18 protein-coding genes and 1 tRNA gene are annotated in these 20,048 nt (G+C 70.1%); 4 read left to right on the plus strand and 15 right to left on the minus strand.

Annotation, left to right across the window (positions count from 1 at the left end):
- Positions 1 to 68: 68 nt before the first annotated feature.
- From EV186_RS00880 to EV186_RS00930, 11 genes are all read right to left on the minus strand, one after another.
- Positions 69 to 1,472, minus strand: coding sequence for an ABC transporter substrate-binding protein (locus tag EV186_RS00880; protein ID WP_243753900.1), 1,404 nt, complete (start codon positions 1,470 to 1,472; stop codon positions 69 to 71).
- Between the two features lie 23 nt (positions 1,473 to 1,495).
- Complete coding sequence (locus tag EV186_RS00885) at positions 1,496 to 2,401, minus strand: carbohydrate ABC transporter permease (RefSeq protein ID WP_243753754.1); 906 nt, start codon at positions 2,399 to 2,401, stop codon at positions 1,496 to 1,498.
- Positions 2,398 to 3,351 (minus strand): carbohydrate ABC transporter permease, encoded by a 954-nt coding sequence (locus EV186_RS00890; RefSeq protein ID WP_243753755.1) that lies wholly within the window; start codon positions 3,349 to 3,351, stop codon positions 2,398 to 2,400. Before EV186_RS00890 ends, EV186_RS00885 begins: the two co-directional genes overlap by 4 nt.
- Before the next feature lie 420 nt (positions 3,352 to 3,771).
- Positions 3,772 to 3,845 (minus strand) — tRNA-Leu (locus EV186_RS00895).
- A 71-nt stretch (positions 3,846 to 3,916) separates the two neighbouring features.
- On the minus strand, positions 3,917 to 5,239 hold the full coding sequence (locus EV186_RS00900) for an NAD(P)/FAD-dependent oxidoreductase (protein WP_133847180.1): 1,323 nt from the start codon (positions 5,237 to 5,239) through the stop codon (positions 3,917 to 3,919).
- 80 nt (positions 5,240 to 5,319) lie between these two features.
- A complete protein-coding gene (locus tag EV186_RS00905; RefSeq protein WP_133847181.1) occupies positions 5,320 to 5,862 on the minus strand; it encodes a hypothetical protein in 543 nt (180 codons plus the stop codon).
- 550 nt (positions 5,863 to 6,412) lie between these two features.
- Positions 6,413 to 7,780, minus strand: coding sequence for a DUF58 domain-containing protein (locus EV186_RS00910; RefSeq protein WP_133847182.1), 1,368 nt, complete (start codon positions 7,778 to 7,780; stop codon positions 6,413 to 6,415).
- A complete protein-coding gene (locus EV186_RS00915; protein ID WP_243753756.1) occupies positions 7,777 to 8,772 on the minus strand; it encodes an AAA family ATPase in 996 nt (331 codons plus the stop codon). Before EV186_RS00915 ends, EV186_RS00910 begins: the two co-directional genes overlap by 4 nt.
- Positions 8,769 to 9,251: a hypothetical protein gene (locus EV186_RS00920; protein ID WP_133847183.1), complete on the minus strand. Its 483-nt coding sequence runs from the start codon at positions 9,249 to 9,251 to the stop codon at positions 8,769 to 8,771. The genes EV186_RS00915 and EV186_RS00920 overlap by 4 nt, the downstream gene beginning before the upstream one ends.
- Entirely contained in the window at positions 9,248 to 9,931 is a 684-nt protein-coding gene (locus EV186_RS00925; RefSeq protein ID WP_133847184.1) for a DUF4129 domain-containing protein, read from the minus strand. The genes EV186_RS00920 and EV186_RS00925 overlap by 4 nt, the downstream gene beginning before the upstream one ends.
- Before the next feature lie 54 nt (positions 9,932 to 9,985).
- Positions 9,986 to 10,696, minus strand: a complete 711-nt coding sequence (locus tag EV186_RS00930; RefSeq protein ID WP_133847185.1) for a uracil-DNA glycosylase — start codon at positions 10,694 to 10,696, stop codon at positions 9,986 to 9,988.
- Between the two features lie 37 nt (positions 10,697 to 10,733).
- Between EV186_RS00930 and EV186_RS00935 the strand changes: the two genes are divergently transcribed.
- Positions 10,734 to 12,224, plus strand: coding sequence for a S10 family peptidase (locus tag EV186_RS00935; RefSeq protein ID WP_133847186.1), 1,491 nt, complete (start codon positions 10,734 to 10,736; stop codon positions 12,222 to 12,224).
- Between the two features lie 6 nt (positions 12,225 to 12,230).
- Here the strand turns inward: EV186_RS00935 and EV186_RS00940 are convergent, their stop codons facing one another.
- A complete protein-coding gene (locus EV186_RS00940; protein WP_133847187.1) occupies positions 12,231 to 12,569 on the minus strand; it encodes a hypothetical protein in 339 nt (112 codons plus the stop codon).
- On the opposite strand from EV186_RS00940, the gene EV186_RS00945 reads away from it, so the two are divergent.
- The gene (locus tag EV186_RS00945; RefSeq protein ID WP_133847188.1) at positions 12,568 to 13,263 is read left to right on the plus strand and encodes a hypothetical protein; all 696 of its coding nucleotides are present in this window, start codon (positions 12,568 to 12,570) and stop codon (positions 13,261 to 13,263) included. The two genes, EV186_RS00940 and EV186_RS00945, sit on opposite strands and share 2 nt — an antisense overlap.
- 243 nt (positions 13,264 to 13,506) lie before the next feature.
- Positions 13,507 to 14,406, plus strand: a complete 900-nt coding sequence (locus EV186_RS00950; protein ID WP_243753757.1) for an endonuclease domain-containing protein — start codon at positions 13,507 to 13,509, stop codon at positions 14,404 to 14,406.
- Between the two features lie 211 nt (positions 14,407 to 14,617).
- Here EV186_RS00950 and EV186_RS00955 read toward each other — a convergent pair whose 3' ends face one another.
- From EV186_RS00955 to EV186_RS00965, 3 genes are all read right to left on the minus strand, one after another.
- Complete coding sequence (locus EV186_RS00955; protein WP_243753758.1) at positions 14,618 to 16,297, minus strand: S8 family peptidase; 1,680 nt, start codon at positions 16,295 to 16,297, stop codon at positions 14,618 to 14,620.
- A 187-nt stretch (positions 16,298 to 16,484) separates the two neighbouring features.
- A complete protein-coding gene (locus tag EV186_RS00960) occupies positions 16,485 to 17,438 on the minus strand; it encodes a Ppx/GppA phosphatase family protein (protein ID WP_133847190.1) in 954 nt (317 codons plus the stop codon).
- A gap of 25 nt (positions 17,439 to 17,463) precedes the next feature.
- The gene (locus EV186_RS00965; protein ID WP_341814423.1) at positions 17,464 to 18,717 is read right to left on the minus strand and encodes a lytic transglycosylase domain-containing protein; all 1,254 of its coding nucleotides are present in this window, start codon (positions 18,715 to 18,717) and stop codon (positions 17,464 to 17,466) included.
- Positions 18,718 to 18,969: 252 nt separating this feature from the next.
- Between EV186_RS00965 and cax the strand changes: the two genes are divergently transcribed.
- Positions 18,970 to 20,046, plus strand: coding sequence for a calcium/proton exchanger (cax, locus tag EV186_RS00970; protein WP_208115442.1), 1,077 nt, complete (start codon positions 18,970 to 18,972; stop codon positions 20,044 to 20,046).
- The last annotated feature ends 2 nt before the right edge of the window (positions 20,047 to 20,048 follow it).

The raw sequence follows: 20,048 nt of genomic DNA on the forward strand, positions 1-20,048 counted from the left end.
CAACTGCGGTTAGACATGGGAAAGCCGTGGGCGGCAACGAGATCCGCCCACGGCCTTCACAGCGGGACTCAGCCGCCGAGCTTGGCGTTGTAGTCGGCGATCTTCTTGTTGGCCGCGTTCTCGACGCCGGTCAGCGCCTCGGTCACGTCCTTGCCCTGCAGCATCGCGGCCTGCAGGCCGTTCTCGACCTCCTTGCGCACCGACGGCATCTCACCGACGGAGCAGCCCTGCGTCGCGAAGTCCAGTTTGGTCCCCTGCAGCTGCTTGATCGCGGTGGCGAACTGCGGCTTCTGCGACACCCACTGCTTGTCGGCCGGGTCGTCCAGCGCGCCCTTGCTGATCGGGAAGTACCCGGTCGAGGTGTGCCAGGTGACCTGGCTTTCCTTGCTGCCCAGGAACTTCACGAGCTCCCACGCGGCGCGCTCCTTGACCTGGTCACCGCGGTTGGTGATCCACAGCGACGCGCCGCCGATGATCGGGCCGCCGGTGTTGGCCGCGTCGACCTTCGGGAAGTAGCCGGTGCCGACGGTGAACGGGTGCGCCGCCTCGGCCGCGCCCTTGACGAAACCGCCGAGTGATCCGGTGGACTCCAGGGCCATGGCCACGGTGCCCGAGCTGAACGCGTTGTCACCGTTGTCGGTGTTGGAGTCCAGCTTCATGGCCAGGCCCTGCTTGATCATGTCCTGCCACCACGTGAACAGCTTCTGGTTGGTGGGCGTGTTCAGCATGACCTTCGACGCCCGGCCGGTGCGGCCGTTGTCGGCGTCGCAGATGGGCTGGTCGGCCACGGCGTTCCACTGCTCGACGAACCAGCCGTAGAGGGTGGCGCCGAAGCCGAACTTCACGGTCTCACCCGACGTCGCCTTGATCTTCTTGGCGTCCGCCATGATGTCCTCGAGCGTCGTCGGCGGCTTGTCCGGATCCAGGCCGGCCTTCTGGAACGCCTCGCGGTTGATGTACATCAACGGCATCGACGTGTTGAACGGCAACGAGTACAGCTTCTTGTCGACGGTGTAGTACCCGGCGATGTTCGGCTGGATGTCGCTCACGTCGTACTTGTCGACGTCGACGAACGACTGGACCGGGACGACCGACTTCGAGTCGATCATGTACCGGGTGCCGATGTCGTACATCTGGATCAGGTCCGGCCGCTGCTGCGCGGACGCGTTCTTGTACGCGGCGAGGGCGTCGTCGTACTTGCCCTTGTAGTTCACCGTGACGTGGATCTTGCCCTTGTTCTGGTTGTTGAACTGCTCGACCAGTTTCTGCAGGGCCTCGCCGTTGGTGCCGCCCATCGCGTGCCAGAAGGTGATCTCCACCTGGCCCTTGCCGTTGAGCACGTCCGGGCCGGGTGCGGCGGCATCGCCGCCGGACGTGCCACCGCCTGAGTTCGCCGCCGACGAGCAGCCAACCGCCGTCAAGGCGGCGGCCATGGCGATCGCCAACGCGCCGAAGCCACGGCGCACAGTCATTCGCACGGTCGTTCCTCTCCTTCTCATTTCACGGCCCCGGCCATGAAGCCGCGGACGAGCCAGCGCTGGCCGAAGACGACCAGCAGCAGTGTGGGCACCAGCGTGATCGTCACGCCGGCGAGCAACAGCGCCTGTTGGGTGCCGTTCCCGTTGGCCTTCAACGCGAACACGGCGGTCTGCAACGTGTTCATCGAGTTGTTGGACGACGAGATGATCAACGGCCAGAAGTACATGTTCCAGCCCTGCAGGAACGACCAGACCGACAACGCGATCAGCGACGGGCGCACCGACGGCAGCACGATCGTGAACAGGAACCGGAAGTGCCCGGCACCGTCGATCAACGCGGCGTGCCGCAACTCCTCCGGGAACTGCCGGAACGCCTGGCGCATCAGGAAAACGCCGAACCCGTTGGCCAGGAACGGCAACACGAGGCTCCACTGGTTGTCCTGCAGGCCCATGCTGCGGATGAACAACGCGTTCGGCACCACGATCGCCTCGTAGGGCACCATGATCGTCGCCATGAACAGCCAGAAGATGGGCTTGCGCAACGGCATCCGCACGAACACCAGCGCGTAGGCCGCGAGCGACGACGTGACCAGGTGCGCCAACATGATCACCACGCCGACGAACAGCGAGTTGAAGAACGCGGGCAACAACGGCACGACCGTCTGCTGCCACGCGCTGACGTAGTTGTCGAACGAGTAGTGCGACGCGCTGAACACCGACGGTGGCTGGCGCACCAACTGCCCCTCGGGCAGCAGCCCGCCGAGCACGGTGAGCAGCACCGGGAACAACAGCACGATCGCGGCGAGCACCAGCCAGACGTAGGTGAGCACACCCACCGGCTTGCTGGTCTTGTTCACGGCCTTCGGCCGGCGTGGCGCCCGGCGCACCGGCGGGTCCACCCGCTCGGCTACCTGAGTGGTCACCGGTAGTGCACCCGCCTTTCGATGACGCCGAACTGGATGACGGCGAGGACGATGCCCACGATCAGCAGCACCAGACCCTGCGCGCTGGCCAGGCCGTACTCGTTGTTGCCGTTCTCGAACGCGTTGTTGAAGATCGAGAAGACCAGCGTGCGGGTGGCCCCGTTCGGCCCGCCGTCGGTCATCACCTGCACCTGGCCGAGCGCCTGCAACGACGTGAGCGTGGTCGTCACGATCACGAAGAACAGGCTCGGCGAGATCATCGGCAGGACCACGCTGAAGAACGTCCGCGGCCCCGAGGCGCCGTCGATACGCGCGGCTTCGAGCACGTCCTCGTCCACGCCGGCCAAGCCGGCGCCGATCACCAGCAGGTTGAACCCGGCGACCACCCACACCGTCGCCCACGCCACGGTGATCAACGCCCAGGGCGACTGCACCGTCCACTCCGGCGCGGTGATGCCGATGACCCGCAGCGCCCAGTTCACCGGCGACATGGACGGGTCGAGCATCAGCAGCCAGACCACCGACGCCGCGGACGCCGAGTAGGCGAACGGCAGCGTGAACAGCGTCCGGAACACGCGCATGCCGGGCAGCCGCTGGGCCAGCGGGACGGCCAGAGCCAGTGGCCCCACCACCCCGACGACCACCACGAACAGCGTGAACACCAGCGTGTGCATGAGCACTTCGCCGAACTCCGGGGTGAAGAGCTGGGCGAAGTTGTCCATGCCGACCGACCGCGACGGGTTGCCGTTGATGTCGGTGCCCCTGGTCGACAGGAAGATCGCCTGGAACAGGGGGAAGATCACGAACGTCCCGAGCCCGGCGACCGCGGGCACGCAGAACAGGACGCCCAGCAGGATCTCCCGCGGGCTGTAGTGCTGCCGCCGGCGTGGGGGTCGCGCGGACGCGCTCGCGGCGGCCTGCGCCGCCGCGGTCAGCGAGTTCGTCGTCACGGGGCCTGAGCCTGGCGGTGGACGACGAACGTCATCGGTCTCGACCATGGCGGGAATCTTGCCACCAAGTGCACCGACGCCGACGTTACCGTCTCACAACGACACCACACAGCGAGTGATCACTCGCCAACAGGACACGGAACCGATACGCCCCAATAACATTCCCGCAATTGCCACGACAGGTATGAGCCGCACAAGGAAACCCTGAAACTTAGCGTAATCAATCAACCGCAAATAGTGAAAGCAGAACAGTGCAAACAGGTAGGCGGCCGACCAACTAACACACAAACAGCGAGTCGCGCCCATGCAGGGGGTCCGGGGGCGAAGCCCACCGGGCGGGGCTTGGGGGCTGCGCCCCCAAAAGACACAAGCACGACCTCCTGGCCAGCGCTTTCCGCTGGCACAGGTAGCCCAAGGTCGTGCCCCCGACCGGATTCGAACCGGCACTCAAACCCTTTTAAGGGGCTCGCCTCTGCCTGTTGGGCTACGGGGGCGCACGCAGCCTAGGCGGTCACGCCCCCGCTCGGGGACTCTTTCGCCCGGGCGGCCCAGCAAATTGATCCGATCAGCTCTTTGAGACCCGGGCGAACTCCGCCTTGGGGTCGTTGATCTGACCCATCGAGACCACCTCGCGACGGAATAGACCGCCGATCAGCCAGTCAAGGGTAACCCGGACCTTGCGGTTGAACGTCGGCATCGCCTTCACGTGGTAGGCGCGGTGCATGCCCCAGGCGATGAATCCCTTGGCCTTGAAGTTGAAGACGTCGCCGACGCCCTTGTGCAGGCCGAGGCTCGCGACCGAACCGATGTTCTTGTGGAAGTAGTCCTTCGGCTGGCCGCCGCGCAGCACCTTGACGATGTTCTTGGCCAGCAGCCGGGCCTGGCGCACGGCGTGCTGGGCGTTGGGCGGGCAGATCGCCGTGGGGTCCTCTTCGGTGCGCGAGAGGTCCGGCACGGCGGCGTTGTCGCCCGCGGTCCACGCGTCGGACAGGCCCTCGACCTGCATGGCGGCGGTCGCACGCAGCCGGCCTTGCTTGGTCAGCGGCAGGTCGGAGGCGGCCAGCGCCGGGTTGGACTTCACGCCCGCGGTCCACACGATCGTGTCGCTGTCGAACTCGGTGCCGTCGGACAGCACGACGTGCCCGCCCTCGAACGACTTCGCCAGCGTCGACAGGTAGACCTCGATGCCGCGCTTCTCCAGCTGCGTGACGGTGTAGACGCCGAGGCTCTCGCGGACCTCGGGCAGGATCCGCCCGGCCGCCTCGACCAGCACGAAGCGGAGGTCCCCCGGCTCGATGTTCTCGTAGTAGCGGGTGGCGAAGCGGGCCATGTCCTCGAGCTCGGCCAGCGCCTCGATGCCCGCGAAGCCGCCGCCGACGAAGGTGAAGGTCAGCAGCCGCTTGCGCAGGTCGGGGTCGCTGGTCGCGGCGGCCTCGTCGAGCTTGGCCAGCACGTGGTTGCGCAGGTAGATGGCCTCGCCGATGGTCTTGAACGTGATGCCGTGCTCGGCCAGGCCGGGGATGGGCAGCAGCCGGGCGACCGAGCCGAGGGCGACCACGAGCACGTCGTAGCCGATCTGTTCGCTGTGCCCGTCGTTGGTCTCGACGGTGACGTGCTTCTCGGCGTGGGTGATGCCGGTGACCCGTCCCGCGATCACGTGGCAGCGCTTGAGCACGCGGCGCAGCGGCACGACCACGTGCCGCGGCTCGATCGCGCCCGCTGCCGCCTCGGGCAGGAACGGTTGGTAGGTCATGTGGGGCTGCGGGTCGATGACGGTCACCGACGCCTCGCCGGCGCGCAGCTTCCGCTGCAGGCCGAGCGCGGTGTAGAGGCCGACGTACCCGCCGCCGAGGATCAGGATCCGGGTCGGTTGCGACTTACGCGCCATGACTTCATGGTGGCACTTCCACGCTGAGAACGCGCGTCGCCTTGGCCCGGGTGTGACCCCCGTCGCGGCGCCCCGTCAGTTCACTGTGGACGGTGGGCCATCCGGGCGATGACCAGGCCCAACGCCGCCACGGAGAGCAGCGCGAGCACCTCCAGGACGGCCGGGGTCGCGCCTTCGGGCAGCAGGGCGGCGATCCCTGCGACCAGGAACACACCGGTCTGGACCATGAGGTAGCGCACAGCGGGCCGCCTCAGGGCCGCGAGGTGCACGCGGGCCCGCAGCGGGAGCATGCCCGCGATGCCGCAGGAGACGTGGAGCAGGTGCACGAGCGGGATCATCGCGAGTGCGGCAAGGCTCAACGGCTCCTTGTGGCCGACCACGATCAGACCGGCGGCGAGGACGATCAGCAAGGCCGGTGAGGGCGACGCCGGCAGCCCGATCGACAGCACGGCGACCACCGCGACGACGAGCACCCCAGCCGGTTCGGTGTGGTCGAGGGCGAGCACACCGACGATGCCGAGACAGGTCAGGGCGATGAGCACGCGCAGCAGGATCGCGGGCAGCCCGCGGCCGAGCTCGCCGGTCTCGTCGAGCCCGAGCTGGTCGAGCCGGTCGCCGCTCATCGCACCGCCACCCGGCCGAGATGCCGCACCCGCCACAACGACTCGGATCTAGCAGCGCTAGAAAATCTAGCAATGCTAGCTCTAGTAACACTAGAATTCCTAGCAGCGCTAGAACTAGCATTGCTAGCGAACCTAGCGGCGCTAGTTTCCCGGGCAGCACCAGACCTAAGGGCGGCGGTGGCAGCCGCGACGGGGACCCGCCCAAGGCCACGCTCGCCAGTCCCGCCAAGCCCGAGCTGGTCGAGCCGATCGCCGCTCATCGCACCACCACCCGGCCGAGATGCCGCACCCGCCACGACGGCGCGCCTTGATCGCCCCATCGGCACGCGGTCCGCGATACCGGATCTAGCGCTGCTAGAAAACCTAGCAACGCTAGGTCTAGCAACACTAGAATTCCTAGCAGTGCTAGACCTAGCATTGCTAGAGAACCTAGCGGCGCTAGTTTCCCTGACAGCACCAGCCGTAATGGCGGTGGCAGCCACGAAGGGGATCCGCTCAAGGCCACGCTCGCCGGTCTCGCCGAGCCCGAACTGGTCGAGCCGGTCGCCGCTCATCGAGCCCCCACCCGGCCGCGGCGACGGATGCGCCGCAGCGCCTCGGTCACCTCACCCTGGTTGCTCCACCGCGCGACCGGCACGCCCTGCCCGCGCAACGCGGCCATGCGCAGCCGGTGCTCCCCGGCGATGACCGCCAGCACGGCATCGCCCCACTCGGTCTCGCGGTCCGGCACCAGCTCGTCGGGCAGCAGGTCGACGGCCAGCACCGGGTTGCCCCGGCGCACCGCCCGCACGGCCACGTCGACCACCGCGTCGTCCAGGAACGGCGACAGCACGACGACCAGCGCACCGTGGGGCACCTGCTGGCGCGGCAGCACCGGCTTCGGTGCCCACCCGGCCAGCCCGCACCCACGCACCAGCTGGTGGCGGATCCGGTCGAGCTGGCGCCGCCCCGACCCGCACGGCACGCCGAAGACGGGCCGGCCCAGGTCGGCCATCCCGACCCGGTCGCCCTGCTGCAGGTAAGCGGCGGCGAACGCGGTGACCGCGCGGGCGCCGTTGTCCAGGCTCCCGCCCACCCGGATCCCGCTGCCGGGCACGCCGACCGACCACTCGCCGACCTCGGCGCCGACGTCGAAGCGGGTGTCCAGGGCCAGCATCAACTCGGCGTCGGACTCGGCGTGCCGCTCGCGCACGTGCACGGTGCCGGGCGCGAACGTGCCGCCGACGGTCGCGGTGGCCCGCAGCGACACCCGCCAGTCGATGCGCCGCAGCCGGTCCCCCGGCCGGTAGGGGCGGATGTCGCGCAGCTCCGTGCCGTCGCCCTGCGGGCGGGCCTTGTGCACGCCGACCAGCCCGGCCGAGCGCGGTGGCAGTGGCCCCGACGGCAGCGGCACCACCGGCGGCAGCACGATCCGGCGGGCCTCCGTCCCGGTCACCGGGCCGAACACGATGAGCCCGTCCGCGGTGCCGACCATGTGGTCCGGGCGGATGTCCACGCCTTCGCCCCACGCCCCCCAGCGCAGGCGCGTGCGCACCACGCCCACGTCACCGGGCACGAGGTGCACGGCACCGACCTTGGTGTTCTCGGCCGCGGCCGGCAGCCGCACGGCGAGCAGTTCCGTGCCGGGGGCGGTGTCGCAGCGCAGCGCGAGCGGCCGCGACTGCCCGGACTCGACGACGCCGGGCAGCGCCTCGGCCCGCACCCGCGGCGCCTGCCTGGGCGCCGCGGCCAGCGCGAGCGCCGCGCTGGCCAGCAGGGGCGTGCCGATCAGCACGAGGTCCAGCTGGTGCACGAGCGCGCCGACGGCGATCAGGCCGAGCCCGCACACCGCGGCCCGGGCCAGCGCGTCCGTGCCGCGCCAGCCGACGGTGCCCTGGGTGCGCCTGGCCTGGGCCCACCGCAAGAGCTTCGTGGTCATGAGCGGCTCGATGCGGGGCCCGGCACGCTGCTGAGCAGCTCCGTGAGCACCTCGACGCCGGTGGTGCCGGCCGTCCACGTCTCCGCGCGCAGGGTCAGCCGGTGCGCGAGCGCGGCCGTCGCGCACTCCTTCACGTCCTCGGGCAGGACGAAGTCGCGGCCGTCCAGCACGGCGAGCGCGCGGGAGACCAGCAGCAGCGCCTGCGAGCCGCGCGGCGACACGCCGACCTCCACGGCGGGGTGCCTGCGGCTGGCCACGGCGAGGTCGACGCAGTACCGCAGGATGTCCTCGTCGACCGCGACCGTCTCCAGCCCGGCCTGCAGCGCGACGACGCGCTCGGGGTCCACGACCCGGTCGATGTCGGTCTGCTCGGTGCGCCGGGCCAGGCGGCGGCGCAGCACCTCGAGCTCCTCGTCCGGGGGCGGGTAGCCGATGTCCAGGCGCAGCAGGAACCGGTCGAGCTGGGCCTCGGGCAGCGGGTAGGTGCCCTCGTACTCGATGGGGTTGGCCGTGGCGAGCACGTGGAACGGGCGCGGCAGCGCGAACGTGCGGCCCTCGACCGTGACCTGCCGCTCCTGCATGGCCTCCAGCAACGCCGACTGCGTCTTCGGGGGCGTGCGGTTGATCTCGTCGGCCAGCAGCAGGCCGCAGAACACCGGGCCCTCGCGGAAGCTGAACTCGTGCTCGGCCGGGTCGTAGATGAACGAGCCGGTGACGTCGGCCGGCTGCAGGTCCGGGGTGCACTGCAGGCGACGGAAGTCCAGGCCCAGTGCCTGCGCGAGCGCCTTGGCCATCATGGTCTTGCCGAGTCCGGGAACGTCCTCGAACAGCACGTGCCCGCCCGCCAGGACCGCGGCCAGCGCGAGCCGCACCGTGCGCTCCCGGCCCACCACGACCGAGCCGACCGCGTCGAGCACCGTCGCGGCGTCGGCGCGGATCCCCGCGACGGTCTCGTTGGCCACGCCTTTGTCCACAGTGGACGCTTCGGTCACGGTTCCTCCAGCCGGGCCAGCAACCGCGTGATGCGCCGCGGGGTGGGCAGCACACCACCGCGTGCGGTGAGCATCGTGTGCAGTTCGTCGCCGAGCAGCGCGCGCACGCGGGGGTCGGCGAGGTCGGTGAGGTCGCGCAGCTCGGGGCGCTGGCGCAGCGTGCCGAGCGCGAGCTTGCGCAGCCGGGGCTGGATCCGCGTGTGGTAGCGGTAGTCGTCGGTCGCCGCCTCGGACAGGCGCGCGGTCAGCGTGCTCGCCTGCATCACCGTGGCGGACTGCACGGGCTCGGGTGCGGGCGCCCAGTTGGGCTCGGTGCTGCCGGTGAGCATCGCGGCGACCAGGGCCAGCGCACCCCCGATCAGGCCGAAGAGCAGCGCCCAGCCGAGCGGGATCGCCCCCAGCACGAACGCCACCAGCACGACGGCGGCCGCCGCCAGGATCGCGGCGATGGCGCTGCGCAGCATCGACATGCCGGTCATGCCGGGACCCGCCAGCCGTCGAGGATCGCGCCGAGCGCGGAGCGCGCCTCGTCGGCGTCGGCGTCGGTGACCGCGCCCGGCCGGCCGAACCTGGCACGCTGGTAGAGCCCGCGCAACCGGCCCACCGCGGCGTCGTCGGCCACGTGCTCGGCCAGCAGGGCCGAGGTGAACTCGGTCGGCGTCTGGTGCGCCGCCCGCGGCCGGCCCGACTCCGCGGCGGCCTGCTCCAGCCGTAACCAGGCGGCGACGACCGCGTCCGACGGCGGCCCGGACCGCCGCTGCGCCAGGTCCCGTTGCGCGGCCGCGATCGCCGAGCGCAGCACCGTGCCGTCGGCCGCGGTGCCGTCCAGTCCGTCGTCGGGCTCACCGAGCACGACCGGGTTGCTCACCTTGCCGCGCCGCACCTTGGTCCAGGACACGCCCATGACGATCACGACGACACCGAGGACGAACAGGGCGCCGAACACCAGCAGCAAGCCGGTGAACCCGATCGCGGCCAGCGTCGAGACCACCATGTTGGGGTGCTCGTCGGTGGTGCTCACCGGCGAGCTGGGCCGGTCGTCGTGCACCGGCAGGAAGGTGTTCGACCCGGGGTGCACCGCCGACTGCCCCCGGCTCGCGACGACCGCGATGAGCAGCATCGCGGCCATGGCCAGCAGCAGGGGCAGGCGGGCTTTCACACCAGGCAGCATGCCGCAGATCAGGGGCTGCTGCCGTAACGATCTGTTCACTGGCTAGATGCCTGCGGCCGCCTTCGCCGACTGCAGTACCGCTTCCAGCATCGCGGGGGTGAGCGTGCCGGTGAAGGTGTTCTGCTGGCTCACGTGGTAGCAGCCGATCAGGCTCAGTTCGCCGCCGTCCTGGTCGGCCAGCCGGACCTGGATGCCGTGCCCGAACTTCGGCCGTGGCCGCGGCACCTGCCAGCCCGCGTCGGCGAGCACCGGCAGCAACGCCTGCCAGCCGAACGCCCCCAGAACCATCACCGCACGCAGCGTGGGTCGCAGGATCGCGAGTTCACGCGCCAGCCACGGGCGGCAGTTGTCCCGTTCTTCGGGCAGCGGCTTGTTGGCCGGCGGCGCGCACTTCACCGGCGCGGTGATCCGGGTGCCGATCAGCCTCAGCCCGTCGTTCGCGTGCACGGCCGTCGGTTGCGAGGCCAGGCCGACGGCGTGCATCGCGGCGTAGAGGACGTCACCGGAGCGGTCGCCGGTGAACATGCGCCCCGTCCGGTTCGCCCCGTGCGCCGCGGGCGCGAGCCCGACGATCGCCAGCCGGGCGTCCCACGGCCCGAACCCGGGCACCGGCCGGCCCCAGTACTCCTGGTCGCGGAACGCGGCGCGCTTGACCACCGCGACCTCCTCCCGCCAGGCCACCAGCCGCGGGCACTTGCGGCACGTCACGACCTGGTGGTCCAACGCGGACAGTTCCGCCTCTTGCGAACGCATCGCTTAATTGTGCTTGCTAGGCAAATAGGGTGACCGCATGGCAGCCGACAAACCCGATGAGCAGGTCGACAGCAAGGCCGACGCGAAGCCCGCCGAGCGTCCGGAACCGACCGACGACCTGGTGACCACCAAGCACAGCATCACGATCAAGCGGCGCAAGCTCGCCTACACGGCCACCACCGGCCGGGTCGTGCTGCGCACGGAGGTCGTGACCGACGGCAAGTTCGACGGGCACAAGGCCAAGGCCGAACTGTTCCTCACCGCGTACACCCTCGACGACGCCGACCCGTTGCAGCGCCCCGTGACCTTCGCGTTCAACGGCGGCCCCGGCTCGGCGAGCCTCTGGCTGCACCTGGGCGTGCTGGGTCCGCGCCGCGTGGTCTCCGGCGACGCGGGCAACCTCGAAGCCCCGCCGTACGGCCTGGCCGACAACGTCGAGACCCTGCTCACGCACACCGACCTGGTGTTCATCGACCCGGTGTCCACCGGCTACTCCCGCGCGGCCGAGGGCGAGAAGCCCGGCGACTACCACGGGTTCACCGCCGACATCGAGTCCGTCGGCGAGCTCATCCGGCTGTGGACCAGCCGCAACGGCCGCTGGCTGTCGCCGAAGTTCCTCGCGGGCGAGTCCTACGGCACCACGCGGGCGGGCGGCCTGGCCGAACACCTGCAGCACAAGCACGGCATGTTCCTCAACGGCCTGATGCTGATCTCGTCGGTGCTGGACTTCGCCACCATCCGGTTCACCGAGGGCAACGACCTGCCCTACGCGCTGTTCCTGCCGACGTACGCGGCCATCGCGAACTACCACGGCAAGCACGGCGACCGGCCGCTCGAGGACGTGCTGCGCGAGGCCGAGGAGTACGCCGCCCGCGAGTACCCGTGGGTGCTGTCGCAGGGCAACCGGCTCAGCGCCGAGGAGCGGGCCGCGGCCGTGGCCAGGATCGCGTCGCTGAGCGGGCTCACCGAGGACTACGTCGACCGCGTCGACCTGCGCATCGAGCACATCCGGTTCTTCACCGAGCTGCTGCGCGACCGCCGGGAGGTTGTCGGCCGCCTCGACGGCCGCTTCAGCGGCTGGCAGCCCGACTACGGCCGCGAGCACATGGACGACGACGTGTCGAGCGCGGTGACCGGCGCGTACGCGGCGGCGTTCAACCACTACGTGCACGCGGAACTGGGCTACACCAACGACCTGCCGTACTCGGTGATCAGCAGCGACGTCAACCGCACCTGGTCCTACAAGGAGTTCGAGGGTTCGCACGTCACCGTGGCCGACCGGCTCGCGTCCGCCATGCGGGCCAACCGGCACCTGAAGGTGCACGTCGCCTTCGGCTACTACGACGGCGCCACCGCGTACTTCGCGGCCGAGCACGTGCTGGCGCACCTGAAGATCCCGGACGAGCTGCGGGCGAACATCTCCACCGCGTACTACCCGGCGGGGCACATGATGTACGTGCACGAGCCCTCGCGCGTGCAGCAGGCGAAGGACCTCGCGGAGTTCATCGCGGACGCGTCCAACCGGTAACGTCCACTAGGGACAGATGTACTTCTTGGCGTCCCGGATGCGTTGCAGGCCAAGGGATCGCTCCTTGCCCGCCGGTAACCGGTAGCCGACCGTGGCCTTGAGGATGTCCGAATCGGACAGCCCGCGGTGGTGCAGGGTGCAGATCGTGCGGCCGACGGCCATCAGTTCGTCGTCGGTCGCGCGGTCGCCCCACATCCGGTCGTACTTGTGCTGCGCCGCCAGGAAGGCGCTGGACTTGCCGGTGGCAGCCGAAGACGACGAGCCGGGCGGCTTCGAACCCGACTCGTGCGAGATCGCGGCGACCGCCAGCGCCAGCACGATGGCGATCAGCACGATGTTGCGCATGCCCGGCATTATCGCCGCCGCGACGCCGAATGTGACCCCGTTCGACGACGGGGATACCAGGATGGACCAGCACCAGCGGCAACATCCGGCCACGCTGCGCCTACCGGGGGTCGCGGACTGCTACCAATGGCTGACCACAGGGGAGGTAGCCATGACCGTACGGGGTCGCCGCTGGTGGCCGGCGGTGCCGGTCGCGCTGGCGCTCGCGGGGTGCTCGACCACGGTGTCCGGTGATCCGACGGCCCAGGCCATACCGGTTGCCACGACGTCATCCATGCCGTCGGTGCCGTCCGTGCCGCCGGTGACCACAACCACCACGGCGCCGGTCACGACGACCAAGCCGAAGCCCAAGCCCAAGCCGACGACCACGCACGCGCCGGCCCCGCGGACCACGCACAGGCCCGCGCCGCCGAAGCAGACCACGGCGCCGGTGCACCAGAAGATGGTGACGTACCTGATCACCGGGTCCGGCTCGGTGTCGGTGCGCTACCTGGCCGGCGGGACGATGCACAGCGTGAGCGGCATCAGCCTCCCGTGGCGCAGGACCGTGCCGCTGAGCGGCGGCCGGTACGCCATGGACATCACGACCGGCTCGAACGCCAACGTGGACGAGCAGGTGAGCGTCGACGGCGCCGTGGTCGGCACCGGGCACAACGAAGGCGCCGGAACCGGCTCCTTCACCGGCACCTACTAAGGCGTGTCCCACACTCGCGCTGGGTGTGTCCCACGTTCCGGTCGGGCGTGTCCCCCGATCACGCCGGGCGTGTCCCACACTCAGGTCGGGCGTGTCCCACGTTCGCGCTGGGTGTGTCCCACGCTCGGGCGGGTGTGTTCCACGTTGGGGCTGCGGCGGCCGGAGTTTTCCACAGGCCGCCAGTTGTCCACAGATGTTGCGCGCGGGCCGGGTGAGCGTCCACGGTGTGCCCAAGGTGGAGGCATGTTCGAACTGCCTCCCGGCCTGCACGGCGCCCACCTGCGTGACGACCTGGCCTCGACCCTCGCCCTGAACGAACTCCGTCAACTGGTCGCCGACGGTCGGCTCGTCGCCGTGAACCGAGCCGTGCTCGTCGACCGCCGGACCATGCTCACGCTGCCGACCAGGGCCGCCGCCGGCCTCCTCGCCGCCGGCCCGGCCGCGGCGCTGACGGGGCACACCGCCGCGTTGATCCACGGTTGCACCGCCGCCGACGCCGGAACGATCCACATCCTCGCGCCGTACGCCCGCAAGATGCGCAACCCACCGGGCTTCCGGATCCACAATGGACACTTCGACGAGGACGACGTCTTGGTGCTGGACCGGTTGCGGGCATTGACCCTCACCCGCGTTGTCGCCGACATGCTCTGCGACGACAACCGCGGCATGGCGCTGGCCTGCGCCGATCAAGCCCTCGCGCAGCTTGATCCCCGGTTTCGCGCGGATTTCAAGGCCACCGTCGCGGAACGCATCATGGAGCGGCTCGACAGCCGCGGCCGGCGGCGCAGCGCGTTCTTGCTGGACCTGGCCACCGGCATACCCGAATCGCCCGCCGAAAGCCGGATGTTGCTCAAACTCGTCGATTGTGGCTTGCCGATCCCGGTCGCGCAGCACCCGATCACCGACGTGCACGGCACCGTGCGCTACCGGCTCGACTTCGCTTGGCTGGAGCCGAAAGTCGCCCTGGAGTACGACGGCTACGAAGCCCACGCGGGTCGCGCCGGCAAGGACGAACTGCGCGACCTCGACCTGAGGCGACGCGGTTGGCTGGTGATCCGGGCCGACGTCGACGACCTTCGCGACCCGTTCCGGTTGGTGGCCGACATTCGAGCGGCATTCCGCAGCCGCCGCTTCGTGGCTTGATCAGGAGAAGCTTCCCGGTGGAACACACCCCGCCCGAATGTGGGACACACCCCGCCTGAATGTCGAACACACCCCGCCTGAATGTGGAACACACCCGGCGTGAGCGTGGGACACACCCGGCGGGAGTGTGGGACACGCCCATTGGGGGGGTGGGTGGGGTGGGCCCGCGCCGGGCGGGGGACGCCCGGCGCGGGTGGGACACGCCCGTTGGTTACAGGTACTGCTGTCCGCGGGTGACCGCGGCCCAGGCGTCGACCGCGCCGTGGCCGTAGAAGTCGTTGAAGTTCAGGTCACCCTCGCAGGTGGCCGTGAACGACGCGTCGCGGCCTTCGTCCAGGTAGTCGACGGTCCGCGGCGTCGGGCACGGCACCTTGGCCGCCGTCCCCTCGAGGACCGACTGCACCTTGTCGGGGCTCATCGTGACGTTCTTGCCGTGGAACCTGCCGTACTGGCTGATGATCAGCGCGGCAACACCCGTCGCGTGCGGCGTGGCCATCGAGGTGCCCTGCAGGTACTGGTAGTAACCGCAGACGCCGTCGGAATTGCAGGCCTTCTGCACGCCGAGCGCGACACCGTCCGGCGTGATGTCGCCGTTCTCGTCGATGTTGCCCTCTTCGATCCCGATGTGCTTCGGGTAGGCCGACAGGATCTCGTTCTCGTTGGTGCGGAACCGCGGCGTGCCGAAGTAGTCGCGGAACCAGCCACCGGGTGCCGACACCGAGATCTGCTCCATGCCGTAGTTCGAGTAGTCCGCCTTCGACTGCGACGGGCCGAACGAGCCGACGCCGATGGAGTGCGGGCCCTCGGTGGGCATCGTCAGGCACGTGTTCGGGTCGATGGTCCGGTCGTGCGCGGTGTTCGCCGGGTAGTCGGGGCTTCCCTCGTCGGGCAGCGGGTTGCCCAGGTCCTCGTGCTCGTTGCCGAGCGCGACCAGCTGCGTGACGCCGTGGTTGTAGGCGTAGTTCATCGCGCGGGTCATCGCGGTCTTGACCACCCGCTGCTCGGCCTGCTGCTCCGGCGTGTCGGCCGGGTTGTTGTCGCAGTTGAACAGCCACGGGTCGACGTAGAACGACATGTTGACCACGTCGATGCTCGCGTCGCCGGCGTAGGTCAGCGCGTCCACGGTCGGCTGCAGGAAGAAGAAGCCGGAGTCCTGGCCCGCGCGGATGTTCACCAGGGTCACGTTCGGCGCGACACCGGAGATGCCGACGCCGTTGGCCGCGGCGGCGATCGTGCCCGCCACGTGCGTGCCGTGGGCGCCGTCGTCCCAGTTGGCCGGGTCGACGCAGCCGGCGAACTCACACGGCCCGTCCACGACCTGGCCGAGCTCGTCGAACGGGATGTCGCGGACGAAGTTGCGGGAGTCGGCCATGTCGAAGTTCGGCGCGATGTCCGGGTGGGTGCCGTCCACGCCGGTGTCGATGATGCCGACCTTGACCTTCTTGTTGCCCGCCTGCTTGGTGCGGGCGAGGTCGGAGCGGACCGACGTGAGACCCCACAGCTCGGAGTCCAGCGGGTCCATCCCGGCCTTCGACTTGGCGACCTTCGCCGACCTGGTGCCCGAGCGGCCCTTCTCCACCGCCGGCTTGCCGGGCGAGGACTTCGGGTTGTGCCCGATCACGGTGACCGGCGCCGCGGCGAGCACGGCGTGCGAGCCGCTCAGCCGCTCGCTGAACCCGTTGCGGGGCGCGGTCGCGGTGACGAGACCGACCGCGGCGTTGCTGCGCACGACGGTGCCACCGGCAGCACGCACGGCGTCCTGCACGGACTTGAGGCTGGCGCCGTCGGCCCCGAGGACGCTGAACTCGGTGGTCTTGCCGGACAACGCGGCCGGTTGGGCGATCGCGGTGGGAGCCGCGGCGACCGCCAAACCGGTGAGCAGCGGGGTCACCGCCGCGAGTAAGAGCAGTGTTCTCGGTCTTCTCACGTCATGCGCCTTTCGTGGTGCAGCACTCTCAGCCCCGACCGCGCGCTATCTTTCGCCAGATCGAACCCGGACAGCACCGTCCAGACGCACAAAAGACGACATTCCCGATTGCCAGTTATGTCTGGTTCAGACCATTCTCGGCCCGCGGTGGTCACACCAGCGAGAGGGCGATCCCGTCGAGGATGTCGTGCTCGCTGGCCCGCAACGACTCGATGCCCGCGCGTGCCTTCAGCTGGCCCGCCAGCGTGGCCACCACGATCGCGCCGCCGCCGATGACGTCGACCCGGCCGGGGTGGATCACCGGGATCTGCGCGCGCTGGTCGTGCGTGGTGGACAGCAGGCGCTGGGTGGTCAGGGCGAGCTGGTCGAAGGTGAGCGTGGCCTGGTGCACCGCGTCCGAGTCGTACTCGGGCAGGCCAAGGGCGATGGCGGCCAGGGTCGTGACCGTGCCCGCGACGCCGATCCAGGTGCGGGCGTCGTCGACCAGCACGGCCTCGAACGCCTCGGTCAGCACCTCGCGGGCCAGGTCGGCCGCCCCCGCCACCTCGGCCGGGGCGGGCGGGTCGCTGCGCAGACAGCGTTCGGTGATCCGCACGCAGCCGATGTCCACCGACCGGGCCGCGGTCACCTTGGCCCGCAAGCCGTCCCAGGTGCCGGTGACGACCTCGGTCGAGCCGCCGCCGACGTCGGTCACGACGAACGGGCCGTCGTCGGGGTCGAAGTCGCCGACGGCACCGGTGAAGGACAGCCGCGCCTCTTCGTCGCCGGTGATCACCTCGGCACGCACCCCGAGCACCCGCTCGGTCATGGCGAAGAAGTCATCGCGGTTGGACGCGTCGCGGGTGGCCGACGTGGCGACCATGCGGACCTGCTCGACGCCCTTGCGCCTGGCGATCGCCGTGTAGTCGGCGAGCGCGTCCGCGGTGCGTTGCAGCGCCTCGGGGGCCAGCGTGCCGGTGGCGTCGACCCCCTGGCCGAGCCGCACGATCCGCATCTCGCGGTGCACGTCGCGCAGCCACGCCGTGCCGTCCTCGCGCACCGTCACATCAGCGACCAGCAACCTGATCGAGTTCGTGCCGCAGTCGACCGCGGCGACCCGTGCCATGCGCGTCAGCCTAGATCGACGCTGGTCAGCAGCTTTGCGCCGGGGTGGTGCTGGTGGTCGAGTCGGTCGCCGAGTCCGTCGAGTTGCTCGAGGAGTTCGTCGAGTCCGCGCTGTTCGTCGTGCTGGTCGCCGTCACCGACGAGTCCGCGGAGGCCGAACCGGAGGCCGACTCGGGCGTGCTCGACGAGGTGGGCGACGACGACGTGGTGCAGGTCGGCGAGGTCGTCGTCGGACTGGTGGTCGTCGGGCTCGTGGTCGTCGGCTTGGTCGTGGTGCTCGAACCCGGGATCGTCGTCGTGGTCGGCGCGCCGGGGATCGTCGTCTTGGTCGGCTTGCCCGAGGTGGTCGAGGTGGTCGGCGGCGGCGTGTGGCCCGAACCGCTGGGCGTGGTGCCGGGCATCGGGTTGTCCATCGCGCTGCGCACGACGTCCGGCGGCACCGGCGTCATCGGCAGCGGCGTGACGCCCCGCGCGTACGCGTCGGCCCACATCAGGACCGTCTGCACGTAGCTGTCGGAGTGGTTGTAGCGGAAGACCGCGATGGCCTGCTCCTGCGGGTTGGACAGGTCGAACCCACCGGAGCAGAGGTACTTGGCGGCGCCGAGCGTGGCGTCGTAGATGTTCGACGGGCTGGTGACGCCGTCGGCGTTGCCGTCGGAGGCGTAACCCCGCCACGTGGACGGGATGAACTGCATCGGGCCGACCGCGCGATCCCACACCGCGTCGCCGTCGTACTGGCCGCCGTCGGTGTCGGCGATCGCGGCGAACCCGCCGCCGTTGAGCACCGGGCCGAGGATCGGCGCGAGCGTGTTGCCGTGCGCGTCGACCTGACCACCGCGGGCGTGGCCGGACTCGATGCGGCCGATGCTCGCGAGCAGCGGCCAGCTGATGTGGCAGTCGGGCGCGAGGGTCTTCATCAGGTCCGCGGCACGCATGTACGCCTGCAGCGCGGCACCGGGGATGCCGAGCGGACCGTTGGGCATGTCCAGGCGCGGGCCGGCGCCGGCGAGGTCGAGCGGTTTGCCCGCGTTGGCGAGCAGCTGGGTGCCGACCTGGGAGTCGGCGGGCAGCGAGCCGTCCGCGCCGACCACGTCGGGGTTGGTGGGGGCCGGGCGCGGTGCCTGCGGAGCGGCGGGCTTCGGCGGTGCGGCGAGGGCAAGGGTGTCACCCGCGGCCATCGCGCCGGGCACCAGCAACAGGGAGCCGGCCGCGACGGCCAGTCCGGCCTTGCGCCGTCTGCTGCGCGAATGCTGTCCCGTGTAACCCTTTCCCACCTGCACCAACCTGCCCTCCGTCGGTTGCCAGGGTGGTTCACCCCGACGCTGGCCCAACCATCTCCAGCCGAACTCTCGCGGTACTGCTTCCCTACCCGTACCAGATCGCACTTGCGAATGGATCCCCCCACGCGGAGGCAATTCTGAATCCATTCCCCTTCGCGCGGTTGTCCAGTGCATCGTCGAGCGAAGGTGAGACGTTCCCGATGCCCGGATCGGTTGCACGCGCCGTCGCGGGACACGGCATGATCTGCGGCCGTGGCCCTCGGATTCAACGGCGCGGATCTGCGCCTGATCGGTGTTTGCGTCCTCGCGGCGGCGGCGACCTTCGTGACGACCGTGGTCGACGTCGGCGACATCGTCCCGTTCGCGATCAGCGCGGTGGCGCTCGCGCTGCTGGCGATGCTGGTCGGGCGCGCGGTCGAGGCGCTCGGCGACCGGCTCGGCGCCGGCGCGACGGGGATCGTGCAGAGCGCGCTGGGCAACCTGCCCGAACTCTTCGTGGCGATCTTCGCGTTGCGGGCCGGGCTGACCGGGGTGGTGCAGGCGGCCATCGTCGGTTCGATCCTGGCCAACTCGTTGCTCGTGCTCGGCGCCGCGTTCGTCGCGGGCGGGCTCAAGCACGGCACGCAACGCTTCGAGACGGAGGCGGCACGGCGGCTCGCGCTGATGATGCTGCTGTCGGTGGCCGCGCTGCTGATCCCGGCGCTGACCGCCTCGCTGCACAGCCCGGCGGCCGGGCACGAGGCCGGGCTCTCCCGCGTGGTCGCGGTCATGCTGCTGGTGGTGTTCGTGCTGTCGCTGCCCGCGTCGATCAAGCGCACCAAGAGCGCCGAACCGGCCACGCCCGAACCGAAGGAGGAAGGCGCGCCGGAGTGGCCGCTGTGGGTGGCCATCGGCATGCTCGCGCTCGCCGGCCTGGGCGCGGCCTTCGTGTCCGACTGGTTCGTCGACGCCCTGCAGCCCGCGATCGGCGCGCTGCACATCAGCGAGGCCTTCGCCGGTCTGGTTGTGGTGGCCATCGCGGGCAACGCGGTCGAGAACGTGGTCGGCATCCAGTTGGCGGCGCGGAACAAGACCGACTACGCCATTTCGGTGATCCTGCAGAGCCCCGTGCAGATCGCGCAGGTGCTCGCGCCGGTCCTGGTGCTGATCGCGCCGCTGGTGGGCGCCGGCGCCTTCACCCTCGTCCTGCCCCCGCTGTTGATCGCCGCGCTGGTGCTGGCCGTGATCGTCACGGTGATCGTCGTGTTCGACGGCGAGTCCAACTGGTTCGAAGGCGCGACGTTGATCGGCCTGTACGTGGTGATCGCGGCCGCGTTCTGGTGGGGCTAGGA

Origin of the sequence: Labedaea rhizosphaerae (genome assembly GCF_004362825.1) — a bacterium.
GTDB lineage: Bacteria > Actinomycetota > Actinomycetes > Mycobacteriales > Pseudonocardiaceae > Labedaea > Labedaea rhizosphaerae.